Genomic DNA, 16,369 nt, shown 5'->3' with positions numbered 1-16,369 from the left:
CGTGGCTCAACCCGGGAACGGCACGGCCTGCAGCAGCGCAGCGACCACGTCGTCGGCACGCTTCTGCTCGGCCTCGGCGGCGAACGACAGCAGCAGGCGATGGCGCATCACCGGTGCGGCCAGCGCCTGCACATCCTCACGGGTGGCGGCAAACCGGCCCTGCAGCAGCGCACGGGCCTTGGCGGCCAGCACCAGCGACTGCCCGGCACGCGGGCCGGCGCCCCATTTCACCCATTGGTTGATGGCGGCCGGCGCGCCGTCGCCCGGACGGCTGGCGCGTACCAGGCGGGTGATCCAGGCCAGCACATCGGGGCTGACGTGCACCTGGCGCACCGCGGCCTGCAGTGCGATGACCGCTTCGGCATCCATCACCCTCGGCACCGCGTCGGTGGCACCGCCGGTGGTCTGTTCCAGGATCTGCCGCTCCTCGTCTTCGCTGGGGTAATCCACCAGCACGTGCAGCAGGAAGCGGTCCAGCTGTGCTTCCGGCAGCGGGTAGGTGCCGGCCTGCTCGATCGGATTCTGCGTGGCCAGCACGAAGAACGGCGCCGGCAGCGCGTAGGTGGTGCCGGCGTAGCTGACCGTGCGTTCCTGCATGGCTTCCAGCAGCGCGGCCTGGGTCTTGGGCGGGGTACGGTTGAGCTCGTCGGCCAGCAGCAGGTGGGTGAAGATCGGGCCCTGCTGGAAACGGAAATGGCGATGGCCGGTGCCGTGGTCTTCTTCCAGCAGCTCGGTGCCGAGGATGTCGCTGGGCATCAGGTCCGGGGTGAACTGCACGCGCCGGAACTGCAGTTCCAGCGCCTGGCCCAGGGAGCGCACCAGCAGGGTCTTGCCGAGCCCGGGCGCACCTTCCAGCAGGCAATGGCCGCCGGCCAGCAGGCCGATCAGCAGCTGTTCGACCACGGTGTTCTGGCCAACCACCGCGCGTGCAAGCGCGGCGCGCAGCGCATCCAGGCGCGGCAGCAGGGAATCGAGGTCGGGGGAGGTCATGGGCGTGCAGGTCCTATCAATTGTTCAACGCGTACATCACGATGTTGACGCCGAAGCGGGTGTTGTCCTCGGCCAGGAAGCGCTTGTTGCGCCAGTCGTAGTCCCACTCGCAGCCGTAGTCCTTGTTGCTGTAGAGCAGCCCCAGGCGGCCATCGACCTCGATGCCCTTCAGGTAGTCGTGCACCAGGTCGTCGCCCCAGCCGTTGAGTTCGAAGCTGGTGGCGGGCGGGCCATCGGGGAAGCGGAAGAAGCTACGGTACAGCGCGTGGCTGTTGGGCAGCTTCTGCAGTGCCTTCGGACCAAACAGGCGACCCATCTGCGCCTCGAATGAGGTGGCGAACAGGCCGTCGATGTCATGGTTGCAGTCGTCGACGAAGACGAAGCCGCCATTGCGAACATAGCGCACGAAGTTCTGCCGTTCGGCGGCGTTGAACTCCACCAGCGTGTGCCCCGCCAGGTAGCAGAACGGCGCCTCCAGCATGCGCGGGTCGGCCAGCGCCACCACGTGTTCCTGCGGGTCCACGCGCAGCGAGGTGTAGTCGATCAGTGAGGTGATCAGGTTGGACGGCATGCGCGCGTCCACGTCCCAGTCACCGGAGTCGTACTGCAGGCGGGTGAACCAGAAGTCGTAGCGCGAACTGCGCGGGCCCGCCTGCGCGAAGGCCGGCAGCGCTGCCGCCGAAGCGGCAGCGGCCAACCAGCGCAGGCAGGCCCGGCGATCCATCAGACCGCGTCGGACAACGAGGTAAAGGTGAAATCGCGCAGCCTCATCGGCGGGATCATCATCACGAAGCTGGATTCGTCACCGGCCACGCGCACCGGCTTGCCCAGCTCTTCGATGTTGTTGAGCATGATCACCGGCGATTCGTTGAAGCGGAAGTTCTTCACCGGGTACTTGATCTGCCCGTTCTCGATGTAGAAGGTGCCATCGCGGGTCAGGCCGGTCAGCAGCACGGTCTGCGGATCGACCATGCGGATGTACCAGGTGCGGGTGACCAGGATGCCCTTCTGGGTACCGCGCACCAGCTCGGCGGTGTTCTTCTCGCCACCGCTCATCAGCAGGTTGCCGGGCGTGGCCTTCGCGGTCTTGCCCTGCTTCTGCGCCCAGAAGCGCGAATAGTCGAGGTTGGCGATCTTGCCGTTCTCGATGATGGCGATGCGGTCGCGCGGCATGCCTTCGCCATCCCACGGCAGCACCGGCGCTTCCGGGTGCCACGGGTCGGCATGCATGTTCACGCGCGGATCGTAGACCTGCTCGCCCAGCTTGTTGCCGCCGCCCTTCTTCGACAGGAAACTGCGGCCTTCATCGGCCGAGCGCGCGCTGAAGAAGTTCATCATGAAGCTGATCAGGCCCGCGGCCGCGGCCGGCTCCAGGATCACCGTGTACTTGCCGGGTTCCAGTGCTTTGGCTTCCTGCGACTCGGTCGCCTTGCGCATCGCGATGCGGATGTCCTGGTCGGCCTTGAAGTCGGCCGCGTCCTTCAGGTTGCGACCCACCCAGCCCGAACCACGGCCGTCTTCGGTGCGCACGGTGCAGGTGTAGTCGAAGTTGGTGGTGCGCTGGTAGCCGAAGTTGCCGTTGCTGTTGGCCGTAGCGTAGAAGCCCTGGCCGTCTTCGAGGAAGCCTGCAGCGATCAGCCCGTTGCCTCGGCACGGCGCGATCGAATCGGCGGCGACCTTGGCGCGGAAGGCCGGATCGATGGCGGCAGTGGATTCGCTGAAGGTCGGGCTGGCGCGATAGCTCTGCTTGCCGATGGCCGGCATGAACTCCGGGTTCTCCGGGGCAAGCCGGGCCAGGTCTTCGGCGCGGCGGACCACGCGCTGCAGCGCGGCGTCGTCGAACTCGTTGATCGAAGCGGTACCCACGCGCTTGCCGAAGGCCACGGTAACGGCCAGTTCGGTGTTGTCGACGATGCCGCTGGTGGACACATTGTTCAGGGCAAAACGGATGTTGCCGTTGATCGACCCGGCCAGTACGGCGGTGCACTCGTCGGCCTTGGACAGGGCGATGACCTTGTCGAGGATGGCCTTGGCCTGGGCTTCGGTGAAGATACTCATGGTGTAAGGGCTCCTGACCGATCAGCCGAGGCTGCGTGCGGTGTTGATGACGTTGATGCCGTTGAAGCGCGCGGTCGAAGACCCGTGCGAGACCGCCGAGACCTGGCCGGGCTGGCCCTTGCCGTCGAAGAACGAACCGCCCAGGCGGTAATCGCGCTCGTCGGCGACGGCGCTGCAGGCATTCCAGAACTCCGGTGTGCGGATCTGGTAGGCCACGTCCTCAAGCATGCGGGTGATCTTGCCGTTCTTGATCTCGTAGAACAGCTGGCCGCCGAACTGCGCGTTGTAGCGCTGCTGGTCGATCGAGAACGAACCGTCACCGATGATGTAGATGCCGTTCTCCACGTCCTTGATCATGTCCGACACGCTCAGCGGCGACTTGCCCGGCGCCATCGACACGTTGGCCATGCGCTGGAACTGCACGCTGGACCACGAGTCGGCGTAGCAGCAGCCATCGGATTCGGTCTTGCCGAGGATGTGGGCCTGGTCACGGATGGTCTGGTAGTCCACCAGCTTGCCGTTGCTGATCAGGTCCCAGCGCTTGCACTTCACGCCTTCATCGTCGTACGCCACCGCGCCGAGGCTGCCCGGCTGGGTCTTGTCGGCGAAGATGTTCACGTGTTCGCTGCCGTACTGGAAGTGCTGCTCGCGCTTGTCCAGGGTGGCGAAGCTGGTACCGGCATAGTTGGCTTCGTAGCCGAGCACGCGGTCCAGTTCCAGCGGATGGCCGATCGACTCGTGGATGGTCAGCCAGGTGTGCGACGGATCCAGGACCAGGTCGTACTTGCCAGGCTTCACCGACGGCGCCTTCAGCTTCTCCTGCGCCTGCTTGGCCGCTGCGATGGCATCTTCCTTCATGTCGTAGGACGAGCCGTAGTTGACCACGCCGTTGGGCGTCAGCACCTTGCCGGCAGCGGCGCCATCCAGATACTCATAGCCCAGGCCCATCGGCGCGGACAGCCCTTCGCGGGTGCGGAACTTGCCGCTGGCCTTGTCGATGGCGGTGATCGTCATCGGTGCCCAGATGCGGTGCACGTCCTGGTCGATGTAGGAGCCATCGGTGGAGGCGAAGTACTTCTGCTCGTTCACCAGGAACAGCATCGAATTGACGAAGCTGGCGCCAGCGCCCATCGCCGCAGCGTTGACGTCCAGCAGCAGGTCGACCTTCTCCTTGATCGGCACCTCCATCGCATTCTTGCGGATCGGCGTCTTCCAACTGACTTCGCCCACGCCCGGCGCCTTGGCCAGCTGCACCGGCGCGGTCTGCACGCCCGCGTTGGCCTTGGCGATGGCCGCCGCCTGCTGCGCGGCACGGGCTACGTCGGCAGTGCTGAGCGCATTGGTGGCGGCAAAGCCCCAGGCGCCGTTGACGATCACGCGGATGCCCACACCGGTGGACTCGGTGTTGACCACGTTCTGCACCTTGTCTTCGCGGGTGATCACGAACTGCCGCAGGTAGCGGCCGATGCGCACGTCGCAGTAGGTGGCGCCGGCGCTGCGTGCGGCCTGCAGGGCGGCGTCGGCCAGGCGCTTTTTCAGCGCAGGGTCGAGGCTGGACTGCAGTTGCTCGGCGGCGATCGCCTTGCCGAAGAACGACGGCACGATCAGGCCGCCAGCGGTAAGCCCGGTCAGGGCCAGGAAGTCACGTCTGTGCAAGGCTGCTCTCCATGAAGGACGGGTGGCTCAAGCGCCGAGACTGCGCGCGGTGTTGATGATGTTGATGCCGTTGAAACGGGTGGTGGACGAACCGTGCGAGACCGCTGACACCTGGCCGGGCTGGCCCTTGCCGTCGAAGAACGAACCGCCGAGGCGGAAATCGCGTTCATCGCAGATGGCGGTGCAGGCGTTCCAGAACTCCGGCGTGCGGATCTGGTAGGCCGCATCCTCGACCATGCCGGTGATCTTTCCGTTCCTGATCTGGTAGTACAGCTGGCCGCCGAACTGTGCGTTGTAGCGCTGCTGGTCGATGGAATAGGAGCCACGGCCGTGGATGTAGATGCCGTTCTCCACGTCCTTGACCATGTCCTCGACGCTGAGTGGCTGTTTGCCCGGCGCCAGCGAGACATTGGCCATGCGCTGGAACTGCACGCTGGACCAGGAATCGGCATAGCTGCAGCCGTGCGACGCATCGCGTCCGAGGATGTGGGCTTCATCGCGGGTGGCCTGGTAATCGACCAGGATGCCGTCGCGCACCAGGTCCCAGCGCTGGGTCTTCACCCCTTCATCGTCGTAGCCGACCGCACCGAGGCTGCCCGGCTGGGTCTTGTCGGCGAAGAAAGTGACAATGTCGCTGCCCCAGCGGAAGCCGGCATCGCGCTTGTCCAGCGTGGCGAAGCTGGTGCCGGCGTAGTTGGCTTCGTAGCCGAGCACGCGGTCCAGCTCCAACGGGTGGCCGACGTTCTCGTGGATGGTCAGGAACAGGTTGGACGGGTCCAGCACCAGGTCGTACTTGCCGGGCTTCACCGACGGCGCCTTCAGTTTCTCGCGCGCGTGGCGTGCGGCGGCGATGGCGTCTTCGACCGGGTCGTAGGAATCGCGGTAGGCGGTGATGCCGCCGGGCAGCTGGACCTTGCCACTCGCATCGCCATCCAGGAACTCGTAGCCCATGCCCATCGGCGAGGAGAGGCCGGCGCGGGTACGGAACCTGCCGCTGGCCTTGTCGATGGCAGTGGCGGTGAATGGCAGCCAGATGCGATGGATATCCTGGTCGATGAAAGAACCGTCGCTGGAGGCGAAGTACTTCTGTTCGTTGACCAGGAACAGGGTGGAATTGATGTAGTCGGCGCCCGCATTCAGCGCGGCGGCGTTGAGCGCCAGCAGCAGCTCGACCTTGTCCTGGATCGGCACCGCCATCGCGTTCCTGCGGACCGGCGTCTGCCAGCGGACCTCACCCACCGACGGCGTCGGCGCCAGCTGCACCGGCCGGGTCTGGATGCCGGCGTTGGCGCGGGCGATCGCCGCCGCCTGCTCGACCGCAGCGCGCACGGCGGCCTCGGTCTGCTGATGGGTTGCAGCGAAGCCCCAGGCGCCGTTGACGATCACCCGCACGCCCACGCCGGACGATTCGCGGTTGGTCACGTTGCCGACCTGGTGTTCGCGGGTGATGACCGACTGGTTGAGATAGCGGCCGATGCGGACATCGCAGTAGCTGGCCTTGGCGGTGCGCGCGGCGGCGAGCGCCACGTCCGCCAGGCGCCGGCGCTGGGCGGTATCGACCGGTGCGAGCAGCTGCTCGGCGGCGATGGCACGGGAATGCGGCAGCAGCAGGCCCGCCAGGCCCAGACCGGAAAAAGCCAGGAACTCACGTCGTTGCACAGCGTTTCTCTCTCTCGCTTGCGTGCGGTTGGCAACGGGCCGGACCGATCACGTCAACTCCTCGACTTTCGCCAGCGCGGCGCGTCCGGGCAAGTGACTGCAGTCATGGTTGGTGGGGGTTTCGGCAGGGCTTGCAGCCCTGCACCTGCTTCAAGCCAGGGCAACGTCAACGTCAAAAGCGGGCATTCCGTGGGTGGGTGGGGCGGTGTCGGAGTGCGGGGACGCCGTGAATCCGTCCATGGAGGCTTGGCAGCCGCATCCATGCGGCTGACACCCCGCACTCCGACACCGCCCCACCTTCGACAGATTTCGTGTGCTGTTGGTGGGTGTCGACCTTGGTCGACACAATCTGTCAGATATCGAAATGTATCCGGGGTCAGATCCGTTTTCCTGTGGAAAACGGATCTGACCCCAAGAGCCGTTCCAACAGACCGCAGGAAACCGTCGAAGGCGGGGTGGGTCCGGTTGCGGGGGCGTGAGCCGCATGGATGCGGCGACCGAGCCTCCATGGACGGATTTACGGCGTCCCCCGCAACCGGACCCACCCCGCAATCCCACAGGAAGCCCGCTGTTGCTGTTGCCGTTGCTTCGGCGGGTGCAGGGCGCCGCCCTGTCGAGCAACACCCCCTCGTGCACAATGGGGCTGACCCCGCCTGGACACCGTCCCTGATGTCGAACAAGCCGTATTCAGAAGCCTGCGAGCGCAACCGCGAACCGATCGCCACCGCACTCGACCCCTGGATGGGCGACCGGCACCGGGTGCTGGAGATCGGCAGCGGCACCGGCCAGCACGCCGCCTTCTTCGCCGAGCGCTGGCCGTGGCTGCGCTGGCAGCCCAGCGATCATCCGGACCATCTGCCTGGCATCGAGGCGTGGCGCGCCGAGGCGGCGCTGCTCAACCTGCTGCCGCCCGTGGCGCTGCAGGTGGAACTGCCGCCGGCAGCGGGCCTGACCCTGCCGGAGGGCAGCTCGTTCGATGCCGCATTCAGCGCCAACACGTTGCACATCATGGGCTGGGAGTACGTGCAGGTACTGTTCGGCGCGCTGCCGCCACTGTTGCGTCACGGTGCGCTGCTGGCGGTCTACGGGCCGTTCAACTACGGTGGCCGCTACACCAGTGACAGCAATGCGCAGTTCGATGCCTGGCTGAAGGCGCGTGATCCGCGTAGCGGCATCCGCGATGTGGAAGCCGTGCATGCGCTGGCTGCGGACAATGGCTTCACCCGCCTGCGCGACGTGGCGATGCCGGCCAACAACCGGCTGCTGCTGTGGCGGCTGGGGTGATCATGCGTCGGAGGCCATGCTGGAAAGTCGAGCGGCTGCAGCACGTAGTCCGTTGAAAATCGGTTCGGACACGCTCGCTGGGAAGTTGCTTGGGAGCTGATGGGTGACGTGCTCGATGGCGGGTTCGACGGCTGCAATCAGTGCTTCGATCCACGGTTCTGCACCATCGGCAACACCGCAGGCGCGCGCGGTTTCGTTCCAGTGCCGGCGTCGCACAAGGTGCAGTTTCCGGTGGCGGTTCTTGCCCTGCACGGCCATGGCGAGCTGTGCGTTTCGTGGGTCGAGTTGATTGGGTCCTCTACCGAGGATGGGATACACCGACAGCACGTCGTAGACGGGCGTCAGTCGGAAGCGTCCGCCGGCTTCCAGGTGAACACTGAAATTCTTGGCGTGGCCGTCGGTTGCGGCCAGCATCCAGAAAAGAATCTGCGTCTTGAAGAAGATCGCGCGATCCTCGGGGTGTTCGGACTGTCGAAGCAGATCCATGATCGGGACGATGCCAGGGCCGCCATCGGATTCATACTTTCTGGCAGCGGGCAGACCAAAGACCTGGCACATGTCTTCCTGTGGCAGGCGCAGCCACCACCGGCGATCCGCAGACAATCGACGGTCAAACCGCTGGAATCTGCTGGACGTCCCCGGGTGGATGCGCAGGCGGCAGCAATTGCACTGCGCCCACACAATCCCGACCAATGGCTTCAAGAAGATCGAACGTATCGCTGCTGCGCGTGGCGAACCGGTCGCGGATCCGGTTGCGTATGGTGACGTTGTCGGGGAGAAGGTTATCGAAGTAGTCGTTGACGACGTTGCCCCGATGGCTCTCGCCCTCTGGGAGTAGGGGGAGCGAGAGCGACAACGGTCGGGACTGGGGCGAGCTGACCCATTGGCTGACGTACGACAACCGGGATGACCCATTCCGGACGTCATCCCATAGTGCGACCTCTACACCATTCATCCAGACCTGCAGCGTACCCATGGCTCACCACTCCAATGACGACAGGTTCTCCTGGGGACTTCGTTGTTGCAGGCTGACCTCCAGACCCAGCACAGCCCAGATCCGCATCAGGCGTTCAAAGCTTGCTGATGCAGGGTCGCGTTCCAGCGCGCCCACTGCCTGGCGGCTGATGCCAAGTTGCTCCGCCAACTGAGCCTGGCTCAGGCCCGCTTGACGCCGGAAAGCACGCATCAGGGGCGCAAGTTGTTGGGCTGTCCTCACTGTGTGCAGCGGCCTGTCCATACCGGCAGTCCCCCAGGAAAGATGACCGTACGCCAACGCGTACGCAAAGGATAGGTTGCTTTACGACAAGCAACCTATCGCTTTCTTGTTGGGGAGGCAACCTATCGATTGCAATTCCGTTATGCAACCTATGGGTTGCCTTTACGTTACGCAGTGCCGCGTCAAGCCACCTGCACGATATGCAGCGCCTTCGGATTGCGCCACTGCGCCAGCAGCGCCGCTTCCCGTGCCTTGGCCTGCGCGAAATGCGCTTCCTTGACGTGGCCGAAGCCGCGGATGTGCTCGGGCACGCTGGCGATCTCCACCGCCAGCGCCAGGCGGTCGTCATCGAGGCCATCCAGCAGCAGCTGCACGGTCGCCTCGTAATCCCCGATCAGTTTGCGCTCCATGCGGCGTTCCTCGGTGCGGCCGAACACGTCGAGTCGGCCGCCACGCAGGAACTTCAGCTTCGCCAGCAGCCCGAAGGCCTTGAACATCCACGGGCCGTATTCCTTCTTCAGCAACCGGCCCTGCTCGTCCTTCTTGGCGAACAGCGGCGGTGCCAAGTGGAAACGCAGCTGGTAGTCGCCCTCGAACTGCTGCTGCAGGCGGCGCTGGAAGTCGCCGCTGGTGTACAGGCGGGCAACTTCGTACTCGTCCTTGTAGGCCATCAGCTTGAACAGGTAGCGGGCCACGGTTTCGGTCAGCGCGGTGGAGCCACCGATGCGGTCGGCTTCGGCGGCGCGCACGCGCTCGACCAGGCTGCGGTAGCGGTTGGCATAGGCGGCATCCTGGTACTCGACCAGGAAGGCGGCGCGACGCTCGATCATTTCGTCCAGCGAACGCGACAGGCGCGCGTCGTCCAGCGGCAGGAAGGCCACGTCGCCGCCATGCGAGGGCAGGCCACGCAGTTCGCGTTCGTCGCCGGTGTTGCGCGGTGCGGCGGTGGCACCCCATTCGTTGCCTTCCCACTCGCCCGGCGGCAGCGGGTGCAGCGGGCCCGGGGTGGATTCGGTATCGGTGTGGCGGTTGCGCACCAGGCCGGCCGCCTGCTGCACGGCCTGCGGGTCGACCACGGCCAGGCGACCCCAGGCGAAGGCCTGCTGGTTCATCGCCACGGCGGCGCCGTTGAGTTCGATGGCGCGCATCAGCGACTCGAACGACAACGGTACCAGGCCCTGCTGCCACGCATAGCCGAGGATGAACAGATTGGCGGCGATGGCGTCGCCCAGGAGCGCGGTGGCCAATTGGGTGGCATCGAGCAGCAGCGGTTCCTCGCCCCCCAGCGCCACGCGCACACCGGCCACGATGTCGGCGGCGGGGAACTGCATGTCCGGGCGGGTGGTGAAGGTGCCCGGCATCGCTTCGTAGGTGTTCAGCACCACCTGCGAACGGCCGGCACGCACCTTCGACAGCGCCCAGTAGTCGTTGACCACCACCATGTCGCAGCCCAGCACCAGGTCGGCTTCACCGGCGGCGATGCGCACGGCGTGGATGTCGTCCGGTCGGCGGGCGATGCGGATGTGCGTGGTCACCGCGCCACCCTTCTGCGCCAGGCCGGTCTGGTCGAGCACGGTCGCGCCCTTGCCTTCCAGGTGGCCGGCCATGCCCAGCAGCGCGCCGATAGTCACCACGCCGGTACCGCCCACGCCGGTGATCAGGATGTTCCAGGGCTGTTCCAGGGTGCCGCGGATGGTCGGCGCCGGCAGGTTGTCCAGCAGGGTGGAGGCATCGCGCTTGCTGCCCTTGCGCGGCTGGCCACCGTGCACGGTGACGAAGCTCGGGCAGAACCCGTTCACGCAGGAATAGTCCTTGTTGCAGTTGGACTGGTCGATCTCGCGCTTGCGCCCGAACTCGGTTTCCTTCGGCAGCACCGACACGCAGAAGCTCTTCTTGCCGCAGTCGCCGCAGCCTTCGCAGACCAGCGAGTTGATCAGCACGCGCTTCTGCGGGTCTTCCAGCTTGCCGCGCTTGCGGCGGCGGCGCTTCTCGGTGGCGCAGGTCTGTTCGTAGATCAGGATCGAAACACCCTTCACTTCACGCAGGCGCTTCTGCACTTCGTCCAGTTCGCTGCGGTCGTGGAACTCGACATCGCTGGGGAAGTGCTCGCGCTGGCCGGTCCACTTGCCGATGTTGTCCGACAGCACCACGATGGTGTGGATGCCTTCGGCGCGCATCTGCTTTGCGATGTCCGGCACGCTCAGCGGGCCGTCCACCGGCTGGCCGCCGGTCATCGCCACCGCATCGTTGTAGAGGATCTTGTAGGTGATGTTGACGCCGGCGGCGACCGCCTGGCGGATCGCCAGCGAACCGCTGTGGAAGTAGGTGCCGTCGCCCAGGTTCTGGAACACGTGAGGGGTGTCGGTAAACGGCGCCTGCCCGGCCCAGGTCACGCCTTCGCCGCCCATGTGGGTGAAGGTATCGGTGCTGCGGTCCATCCAGGTCACCATGTAATGGCAACCGATGCCGGCCAGCGCACGCGAGCCTTCCGGCACCTGGGTGGAGGTGTTGTGCGGGCAGCCCGAGCAGTAATGCGGTACGCGTGGGAAGCTGGCGCGCGGCAGCGCAAGCTCGGCTTCCTTCTCCTGCATCCACTGCAGGCGCTGCTCGATCGATTCGTTGTTGAAGAACTTCTGGATGCGGCGGCCGATCACGCCGGCGATGGTGGCCGGCGTCAGTTCACCGGTGGACGGCAGGATCCATTCGCCGCTCTCGTCGTACTTGCCAACGATGGACGGGCGCTGGCCCCAGCTGGCCGGCCAGTTGAAGAACTGTTCCTTCATCTGGCGCTCGATGAAGGCACGCTTCTCCTCCACAACGATGATGTCTTCCAGGCCCTGCGCGAAGCGGGCGATGCCTTCCGGCTCCAGCGGCCAGGTCATGCCGACCTTGTACACGCGGATGCCGATGTCAGCGCATGCGGCTTCATCCAGGCCCAGGTATTCCAGCGCCTGCAGCACGTCCAGGTAGCTCTTGCCGGTGGTGACGATGCCCAGCCGCGCGCGCGGCGCGTCCATCACCACCTTGTCGACGGCGTTGGCGCGGGCGAAGGCCTGCGCGGCCTTCACCGCGTAGCGGTGCAGGCGCATTTCCTGGTCCAGCGGCGGGTCCGGCCAGCGGATGTTGAGGCCGCCCGAGGGCATCTCGAAGTCTTCCGGCAGCACGATGCGGCGTGCCAGCGGATCGACCTCCACCGAGGCCGACGATTCCACCGTCTCGGCGATCGTCTTGAAGCCGACCCAACGGCCGGTGTAACGGCTCATCGCCCAGCCCAGCAGGCCCATGTCCAGGATGTCCTGCACGCCGGCCGGGTTCAGCACCGGCATCATCGCGCTGACGAATTCGTCTTCGCTGCCGTGCGGCAGGGTCGAACTGCGGCAGGCATGGTCATCGGCGGCCAGCGCCAGCACGCCGCCGTAGCGCGAGGTACCCGCAGCATTGGCATGCTTGAACACGTCGCCGCAGCGGTCCACGCCCGGGCCCTTGCCGTACCACATGCCGAACACGCCCTGCACGTTGGCGCCGGGGAACAGGTTGGTCTGCTGCGTGCCCCACACCATGGTGGCGCCCAGGTCCTCGTTCAGGCCGGGGGTGAACTTCACCTTGGCGGCCTCAAGATGCTTGCGCGCGCGCCACAGCTCCAGATCGAAGCCACCCAGCGGGCTGCCACGATAGCCGCTGACGAAGCCGGCGCTGTCGATGCCTTCGGCGGCATCGCGCAGGCGCTGCATCAGCGGCAGCCGCACCAGCGCCTGCACGCCACTCAGGTAGATCCGCCCCTCGTTGCGGGTGTACTTGTGGTCGAGCGTGTAGTCACGGTCGATCAGGTCGGCGGAAGAGGGCGAAGTGAGTTGCGCGGTACTGGTCATGGCTGGCCCGGTAGGATCGGCTGGCACCGGCCGCGTGCAGGCACGCGGCGGGAAAGGCGCGAATTGTAGCAGCGGGGCCGCGCAGGCCCCGGCACTCGCGCCCGTGGCGGTGCTGGGGTTAGGATCGGGAAGAGAGAGGGAGGCTGCAGTTGCGGCCTGGGGAGAAGGGATGTCAGTTCCAGGAAAGATCCTGGCCAGCATGCTGCTGGCCTCGGGAGTGGTCACTGCGTGGGCCGCGCCGGTCGTGCCGGCACCACAGGAGTTCTACTTCGACAACGACCCGGCGGCCACGCCGATGGTGGCGGTGCACGGCGAGGGCGATGACCTGGTGGCCCAGCTGGTCAAGCTGCGTGAACGCGGCCGCCGCGCGGTCGAGGCGACGGTACAGCTGGCATCGGTGGCCGGGGCGCAGGGTCGCGGTGAACTGGCCGAGCAGCTGTACGGCGAAGCTCTGAAAGAGGCCCCGGCGCAGAGCAGCAGTGGCCGCAGCGTGCGCTGGAACTACGGCTGGGACCTGCTGCGCCAGGGCAAGCCGGAGGCAGCGCTGGAACAGTGGCTGGCTTCGGCCGGCAATGCGCGCAGCAAGCCCAGCTGGGTACCGCCGACCTATGCGCTGGCGCTGTGGCGGATGGGGCAGAAACAGGAAGCGGTGCAGTGGTATGCCGCTGCTGTGCGTACCGAGCCGACGCAGTGGAGTACCAGTGCCCACCATGCGCAATTGCTGCCGCAGTGGCGGGAGGACGAGCGCGCATCGCTGGCCGAAGTGCAGCAGGCGTGGGTTGCCGCGCCGCCTGCCTGGCCCTGAGGGAGCGGTTCGGCCGGGTTGCACCCGGCACCCGCAGAGGCAACAGCCAAAGCCAAAGCAACAGCAACAGCAACAGCGGTCTTCCGGTGGGATGGCGGGGCACTGTGGGTTTGCGGGGACGCCGTAAACCCATCCATGGGGGCTTGGTCGCCGCATCCATGCGGCTCACACCCCGCAAACCCACAGTGCCCCGCCTTCGACAGATTTTCGCAGCTGTGGGTAGGTGTCGACCTTGGTCGACACGGTAGATCCACGCCATGCGTGGATGAATCTGCATCGGAATCGAATATTCGAAATCTGATCGAAATGCAGCCGAGCGTGGGCTCGGCTCTACAAAGAGCGGCCGGCCAAGCGCTTTTACTTTTGCTCTTCTTCTTTCTTCTACGTGGCTGATCGCCAACGGAAACTGGCAGAGGCCGGGTGGGTAGGCTGCGCAGGGGCGTGAGCCGCATGGATGCGGCGATCGAGCTTACATGGACGTACTTGCAGCGTCCCCTGCGCGGCCTGCCCGCCCGGCCCCACCCGGCATTCGCCTTCAGCGAACAACCACGAGGGGCTGCGCCGTTCGCTGGAAACTCAATCGTCCGCGGAAACTGTCCGCCCCGACGCCCACGCCCGTAGTGCCTCCACCTGCTCGGCCATCAGCACCGACAGCGGCCGCGTCGCACGGATCTCGTTCATCAGCAGCTCGGTGTCCAGCGGCCGGCCCTCGGCATGCGCCGCATACAGGCCGGCGACGATCGCCTGCTCGATCTCGGCGCCGGAGAACCCATTGGCGGCCGCCGCCAGCGCGGGCAGTGCGAAGTCGTCGGCGTTGAGCTGGCGCCGGCCCAGGTGCAGCCGCAGCAGTTCCACGCGCACGTCAGGCGAGGGCAGGTCGACGAAGAAGATCTCGTCGAAGCGGCCCTTGCGCAGCAGTTCGGCAGGCAGCTCGTGCACCTGGTTGGCAGTGGCGACGATGAACACCGGCGCCTTGCGCTCGGCCATCCAGGTCAGCAGGTAACCGAGCACGCGGCGTGACACGCCGCCGTCCTCGCCACCGCTGGCCAGGCCCTTCTCGATCTCGTCCATCCACAGCACGCAGGGCGCCAGCTGCTCGGCCGAGGCCAGCGCCTGGCGCAGGTTCGCCTCGGTCTCGCCGTGGTACTTGTTGTACAGCGCGCCCACGTCCAGGCGCAGCAGTGGTACGCCGAAGCCGGCGGCGGTGGCCTTGGCCAGCATCGACTTGCCGCAGCCCTGTACGCCCAGCAGCAGCATGCCGCGCGGCGGGTCCAGCCCGGCCGGGGCCGAACCGGCAATGAAGGCCACGCGGCGCTGGTTGATCCAGCGCTTGAGCCGGTTGGCACCGGCCACATCGCCGAAGCGCGCGCTGTCGTGCTCGAAGAACAGGTGGCCGCTGCGGTTGAGCAGCTCGAACTTCAGCCGTGCCAGCTGTGGCAGGTCGTCGTCGCGCAGCGCGCCATCGGCGTAGATCAGCTGGCGGGCGATGCGCCGGGCATCGACCAGGCTCAGGCCCTGCAGGTTCTTCAGGATCTTCTTCACCGCCTCGCTGTCGACTTCAACCCGGCGGCCGCCATGCTCACGCGCATAGGCGTCGGCCTCTTCGCGCAGCATCTTCAACAGGGCGTTGGCATCGGGCAGGCGCGGGTTGAAGCGCACCGCCAGTGCTTCCAGCTCGGCCGGCAGCTCCACCTTGGCACCAATCAGCACCAGCACATGCGGCTCGCTGTGGCGGCGCTGGATCAGGTCGCGCAGGGCGCGCTGGTGACTGGCATAGCCCAGGTAGGGATGGAAATCGAGCAGCAGGTAGACCCCGCGCTGCTCCGCCTGGCGGATCATCTGCAGGGCCGCGCTGGCGTCGGGCGGCCCGACCGGGGGGTCTTCGCTGTCCAGGTCGATCCGGCGCAGGCCCTCGGTGATCGACCAGCGGTGCAGCGCCCGCCATACGTGCATCAGCGTCTGCCGGAACAGCTCGACGATGCGACCCTCGTCCTGGGTCTCGATGACGATCAGTGGGGTGTTGGCGCGGATCAACGCGCTCAGATCCTGCAGTTCGCTCATGCCGGTTCGATCCTTCGGGGGCGCCACGATAGCAAAGGCGATGGCCGCTGGTTCAGCACGACGCTACCTCCCGTCACCATCGCCGGTGTACGCTCGGGGCACGTACCCGGAAGCGAGGCTGGCATGAAGACGATCCTGGTGGCCGGTTCCAAGGGCGGGGTGGGCAAGACCACCGTCGCCACCCACCTGGCCGCGTACGCGGCATTGCAGGGCAAGGCCACGGTGATTGCCGATGCCGACCCGCAGGGCTCCAGCACCCGCTGGGCACAACGCCGTGCCGGGCTGGAAAGCGCGGTGCTGCCGATCGATGTGTATCGGAAGAAGCAGTGGGCGCAGAAGCTGCCCGATGGCACCGACACCGTCATCATCGACGCGCCGGCCGGTGCCCTGGCTGACGATATTCCCCATTTCCTCGACGCTGCCGACGCGGTGGTGGTACCGGTGCTGCCCTCGGCGCTGGACATCGAAGCGATCGTCGGCTTCCTCAACAGCCTGGCCCAGAACCCGCGCGTGCACAGCCGCAAGCTGCCGGTGGGGCTGGTGCTCAACCGTACCAAGCCATGGACCCAGACCTCGCAGCAGGCGCTGCAGATGCTGGGTGAATGGCCGTACCCGGTGGTCGCGCAGCTGCGCGACAGCCAGAGCTACGTGGTCATGACCGGCCTTGGCCGCAGCCTGTTCGACTACCGCTCGGCCCAGGTGCGCGAGCACCAGGCCGACTGGGAGCCGCTGCTGTCCTGGCTCAAGCTTTGATGCCTGCATCACTCTTTC

Annotated in this window: 13 protein-coding genes; 3 read left to right on the top strand and 10 right to left on the bottom strand. The window is 66.3% G+C overall.

What is annotated here, in order from left to right; genetic code table 11:
- Window positions 1–6 precede the first annotated feature (6 nt).
- From AC5QAH_RS18075 to AC5QAH_RS18055, 5 genes are read right to left on the bottom strand one after another with little or no spacing between them, the layout of a single operon-like run.
- A complete protein-coding gene (locus AC5QAH_RS18075) occupies window positions 7–990 on the bottom strand; it encodes an AAA family ATPase (RefSeq protein WP_495232480.1) in 984 nt (327 codons plus the stop codon).
- A 16-nt stretch (window positions 991–1,006) separates the two neighbouring features.
- Window positions 1,007–1,714 (bottom strand): DUF4159 domain-containing protein, encoded by a 708-nt coding sequence (locus AC5QAH_RS18070; protein ID WP_012509667.1) that lies wholly within the window; start codon window positions 1,712–1,714, stop codon window positions 1,007–1,009.
- Window positions 1,714–3,048: a TldD/PmbA family protein gene (locus tag AC5QAH_RS18065; RefSeq protein ID WP_495232479.1), complete on the bottom strand. Its 1,335-nt coding sequence runs from the start codon at window positions 3,046–3,048 to the stop codon at window positions 1,714–1,716. Before AC5QAH_RS18065 ends, AC5QAH_RS18070 begins: the two co-directional genes overlap by 1 nt.
- Window positions 3,049–3,069: 21 nt before the next feature.
- The gene (locus tag AC5QAH_RS18060) at window positions 3,070–4,704 is read right to left on the bottom strand and encodes a TldD/PmbA family protein (RefSeq protein ID WP_495232478.1); all 1,635 of its coding nucleotides are present in this window, start codon (window positions 4,702–4,704) and stop codon (window positions 3,070–3,072) included.
- A 27-nt stretch (window positions 4,705–4,731) separates the two neighbouring features.
- The gene (locus AC5QAH_RS18055; protein WP_495232477.1) at window positions 4,732–6,363 is read right to left on the bottom strand and encodes a TldD/PmbA family protein; all 1,632 of its coding nucleotides are present in this window, start codon (window positions 6,361–6,363) and stop codon (window positions 4,732–4,734) included.
- Between the two features lie 669 nt (window positions 6,364–7,032).
- Here AC5QAH_RS18055 and AC5QAH_RS18050 point away from each other — a divergent pair.
- On the top strand, window positions 7,033–7,647 hold the full coding sequence (locus tag AC5QAH_RS18050; protein ID WP_313412687.1) for a DUF938 domain-containing protein: 615 nt from the start codon (window positions 7,033–7,035) through the stop codon (window positions 7,645–7,647).
- On the opposite strand, the gene AC5QAH_RS18045 is transcribed toward AC5QAH_RS18050, so the two are convergent.
- The 4 genes from AC5QAH_RS18045 to AC5QAH_RS18030 form a co-directional block, all read right to left on the bottom strand.
- On the bottom strand, window positions 7,648–8,328 hold the full coding sequence (locus AC5QAH_RS18045; RefSeq protein WP_313412693.1) for a HipA domain-containing protein: 681 nt from the start codon (window positions 8,326–8,328) through the stop codon (window positions 7,648–7,650).
- A complete protein-coding gene (locus AC5QAH_RS18040; RefSeq protein WP_235652456.1) occupies window positions 8,258–8,623 on the bottom strand; it encodes a HipA N-terminal domain-containing protein in 366 nt (121 codons plus the stop codon). The genes AC5QAH_RS18045 and AC5QAH_RS18040 overlap by 71 nt, the downstream gene beginning before the upstream one ends.
- A gap of 3 nt (window positions 8,624–8,626) precedes the next feature.
- Complete coding sequence (locus tag AC5QAH_RS18035) at window positions 8,627–8,884, bottom strand: helix-turn-helix transcriptional regulator (RefSeq protein WP_010487243.1); 258 nt, start codon at window positions 8,882–8,884, stop codon at window positions 8,627–8,629.
- A 161-nt stretch (window positions 8,885–9,045) separates the two neighbouring features.
- Window positions 9,046–12,732: an indolepyruvate ferredoxin oxidoreductase family protein gene (locus AC5QAH_RS18030; RefSeq protein ID WP_495232476.1), complete on the bottom strand. Its 3,687-nt coding sequence runs from the start codon at window positions 12,730–12,732 to the stop codon at window positions 9,046–9,048.
- Window positions 12,733–12,901: 169 nt separating this feature from the next.
- On the opposite strand from AC5QAH_RS18030, the gene AC5QAH_RS18025 reads away from it, so the two are divergent.
- A complete protein-coding gene (locus tag AC5QAH_RS18025) occupies window positions 12,902–13,537 on the top strand; it encodes a tetratricopeptide repeat protein (RefSeq protein ID WP_019337591.1) in 636 nt (211 codons plus the stop codon).
- A 576-nt stretch (window positions 13,538–14,113) separates the two neighbouring features.
- Here AC5QAH_RS18025 and AC5QAH_RS18020 read toward each other — a convergent pair.
- Window positions 14,114–15,598, bottom strand: coding sequence for an AAA family ATPase (locus AC5QAH_RS18020; RefSeq protein ID WP_010487236.1), 1,485 nt, complete (start codon window positions 15,596–15,598; stop codon window positions 14,114–14,116).
- A 123-nt stretch (window positions 15,599–15,721) separates the two neighbouring features.
- On the opposite strand from AC5QAH_RS18020, the gene AC5QAH_RS18015 reads away from it, so the two are divergent.
- Window positions 15,722–16,351: a nucleotide-binding protein gene (locus tag AC5QAH_RS18015; protein ID WP_010487235.1), complete on the top strand. Its 630-nt coding sequence runs from the start codon at window positions 15,722–15,724 to the stop codon at window positions 16,349–16,351.
- Window positions 16,352–16,369 lie beyond the last annotated feature (18 nt).

The sequence above is a fragment of the Stenotrophomonas sp. YJH_SMC_43 genome, from assembly GCF_059372535.1.
The sequence above is the reverse complement of the archived record's forward strand: the minus strand, read 5'-3'. Positions and strand labels throughout refer to the sequence as shown.